Raw genomic sequence first — 3,454 nt, forward strand, 5'->3', positions numbered from 1 at the left:
TTCGCCTTGCGGCTTCGCCGCGCGGCGGGCTCGTGCGGATGCCGGAAGTCGGGTTTTGAAAGGGCGGGGAAAAAGGCATGTGGCGCAAAGTCCGGAAGGCTCGGCGGGCACGTTTCGGGCTGCAAACTCAGTGCAGGCGTGCGCCCTGCGCCCGCCTGCGGCTGGCCGCCGATGTTCCCGCGTTGCGGCAACATCGGTGTTGTTGGAAGGATTTCCAGATTTTTAAGGGAGAGTGTCGGCTCAACGCTCCGGGAAGCCGTCGCTGACAAAGGACTGTCGTTTTCAACGATTCGGCGGACCCTTGTTTGCAAAGGACAACCGCCTTTCAACGCTCTGGGGCCCCGGGCGACGTCAGGAGCCCCTCCGACGGCCGCAGGCAGCCGGAATTCACTTCCGGCGTTAAGCGCAGTGGACGTCGTACAGGTCAAGAGTCCGTACCGCGTGTCCGGGGCAGACGGAGTCGGCGCCACGCGGACATCGGAAAATGTCGTCACCTGGTCGAGTGATTCCCCCGGACTGCTGCCCTGTCGGGATGTTCGTTTCATCCTCTGCCCTGCCGTCCCCACGTCCGGGACTTGCCTTGCGCGGACAATAAGGTATCTTCGGAAAGGTTCGACACGTTTTCGGAATCTCGAATCCGTGCCGCAACCTGCGCCTCAGCCCTCCGGCGGGCGATATCAAGCAAAGAAGCGCTTCCTTTTTCCGGAAGCGTACGGGAGTCAGACATGGGCGAGTTTCGCGTGCCCGATACCGGGCTTCACATTCTCATTCTGGGCTGCATGAGCTCGGGCAAGTCCACGGTGCTCAACGCGCTGCTCGGTCGGGGCGTGTTCCCTGCGGGCAACCGGGCCACCACGGCGCAGATATTCCGCATCGTGCATGACCCGTGGTGCGAAAACAACGTGTGCCGCAATCCTTCGGAAAGCGACGAATGGCATCCGCTCACGCTGGAGCGTCTTGCATCCTACAACGGCACCGTGCCCGCCGACATACGTCTGCGCCTGCCGCATCTGGAAAAAAAGCGCACCATCGTGTTCTACGACACGCCCGGCCCCAACACCAGCAAATACGACGAACACCGCGGCGAAACCTATTTCGCCCTGGAAAAGCTGCCGCTCACCCACATTTTTCTCGTGCTCGACATGGCCCAGCTCCACACCCGCGATGAAGAAGCCCTGCTTCACGACATGGGCCGCGTGGCTGCGCTGCGCGGGGGCGTTCCGGTGCTCGTCATACTCAACAAGGCCGACGTCATCGACGTGGAAAAGGAATCCGTTGACGATATCGTCAGGGACGTGCGCGACACCGTGGCCCAGCATCTGCCCGAAGGCTCGAACGTGGACGTCATTCCCCTCATGGCCAAGGGCGCGGAAGTGTGGCGACGCATGATCGACCGCGACAGCCTGACGGTATTTGAAGTGGAATTCGGCCAGTACATCGACTGGCGCCTGTGCGACGCCATGCTCAAGGCCGCCCTCATGCCCGAAAAAATCCGCGTGAGCGTGGCCGAACAGATGGAAGAATGGCGCAGACTTCAGAAATTTTCCCAGGCCTTCCGCTCCTCGCTGGAGTACCTGGCCCGCCGCGTGCATCCCGAAAGCGCGGAACTCATCAACAAGAACATGAGCAAGATACTCGATTACGCCGACTGCCGCCGCGCCATCACGGGTTCGGGCATGACGGCCCTCGAGGAATACATCGACCATCTCACCGTCAAAACCTGCGCCGCCCCCCTCACCGGGGACGAGCCTGCAAAAAGAGCATGACATGAAAACCAGCGCCATAACCAGAGAGCAGGCCCTCAGCCTTCTGAAATCCTGGAACTCCGAACCGTTCCACATTCTGCACGCCCTCACCGTAGAAGGCGTGATGCGCTACTTCGCCCGCACGCACGGATTTGCCGACGAAGAGGACTTCTGGGGACTTTGCGGCCTTCTGCACGACATCGACTTTGAACGCTTCCCCGAAGAACACTGCCGCAAGGCGCCTGAACTGCTGCGCGAGGCAGGCGTGGGCGACGACATGATTCACGCCGTGTGCAGCCACGGCTACGGCCTGTGCTGCGACGTGGAACCCGAACACGACATGGAAAAAATCCTCTTCGCCGTGGACGAACTCACCGGACTCATCGGCGCCGCCGTGAAAATGCGCCCCTCCGGCAGCGTGATGGACATGGAAGTGTCCAGCCTCAAAAAGAAGTTCAAGGACAAGAAATTCGCCGCCGGCTGCTCCCGCGACGTCATCCGCTCCGGCGCGGAACGCCTCGGCTGGACCCTCGACGAGCTCTTCGCCCAGACCCTCGACGCCATGCGCGCCTGCGAAGAAAGCGTAAACGCCCAGATGGCCGCCCTGTAATTCCTGCCGAAAACATCCTTCACGGCGCGCCTTCCCTCCCCGGAAGAGCGCGCCGTTCTTTTCCGCCTTCCGTTTCTCTGCCCCGTTCCTCCTCTCCCCTCAAGAACCGCTTTCCCGACAGCGCCGAACGTCCCGAGCGCTTCCCCGGCACCGAATTCCCTATCAAAGGCTGTCCGCCGCGCGCTTTCTCGCAGGGCCCCGCTCCGGGCTCCCCCGCCTTCCGCCCTCCGCTTTGCGCGTGTCCTGTGCGCCCCGCCGATCCATTCAATGTTATGATATCCCAGACATGATTTCTTTCTCCCATATTTTTTTAAGACAGACTACAGAAATAATTCTCCGTTTTATTTCTCCACAATATAAAAATAACATATAATATTTCACTCTATATTATATGTCATTTTTCAATATATTTTTTATTTCTGTTCAATACTGCACATAAATTTTATACATAATATATTTACTGCACAGTATTTCCATTGTTCTATAATTTCATTTAATAAAAGTTTTTGAATAACACATCGAATTGTTCTACAAGTGAAAAAAACCTTTAAAATATATTGTATTTAACTCACGCCCCTGCTATGTTCTAAAAAAAACAAGCAAGGTATTCATGCTCATGACAATGCATTGCCTGTGATGCATGATATCTGCTGCAACAGTGAGCGTATTTTTTTCCATAAACGAAAGGAGGAGTTATGGAACTCGGAAGTCTGGTGCTTTCCACCTGCGCCGGCCTTATGGCTGTGGTTGTCTGTCTCGGTATTTTTGCCTCTAAGGTTTACAAGTAATCCCTTTCTGCCTGCATCATGCAGGGTCTTCGTGTCCATTTGCGGGAGCTTTTCTTGAAGTTCCCGCTTTTTTTGTGCCTTTTTACCCTTACATTTTCCTTTTCCCGAGTACCGCGACCGCCCGTCTGCTCCGGACACACTGTACGGACTCTTGACTTGCACGACGCCCGCTGCGTTTAACGCCGGAAGTGAATCGCGGCTACTGGCGGACGTCGGCCGGGCCGCTCGAAAGCGGCCCGGGGCCCCAGAGCGTTGAGAGGCGGCAGTCCTTTGAACACGAAGATCTGTTCGAGCGTTGAAAAACACTTTTT

2 protein-coding genes are annotated in these 3,454 nt (G+C 57.1%); both read left to right on the plus strand.

All coding sequences use genetic code 11. The features are described from left to right. Window positions 1-725 precede the first annotated feature (725 nt). On the plus strand, window positions 726-1,766 hold the full coding sequence (locus tag Q0J81_RS10845; protein ID WP_294447847.1) for a dynamin family protein: 1,041 nt from the start codon (window positions 726-728) through the stop codon (window positions 1,764-1,766). 1 nt (window position 1,767) lies between these two features. Next, complete coding sequence (locus Q0J81_RS10850; RefSeq protein WP_294447848.1) at window positions 1,768-2,355, plus strand: hydrolase; 588 nt, start codon at window positions 1,768-1,770, stop codon at window positions 2,353-2,355. Window positions 2,356-3,454: the final 1,099 nt, after the last annotated feature.

Source organism: uncultured Mailhella sp. (genome assembly GCF_944324575.1).
Classification (GTDB): Bacteria; Desulfobacterota; Desulfovibrionia; order Desulfovibrionales; family Desulfovibrionaceae; genus Mailhella.

Bases quoted from the DNA above. Each gene is read 5' to 3' on its own strand.
- Q0J81_RS10845 (WP_294447847.1), top strand. From the start codon at position 726: ATGGGCGAGTTTCGCGTGCCCGATACCGGGCTTCACATTCTCATTCTG.
- Q0J81_RS10850 (WP_294447848.1), top strand. From the start codon at position 1,768: ATGAAAACCAGCGCCATAACCAGAGAGCAGGCCCTCAGCCTTCTGAAA.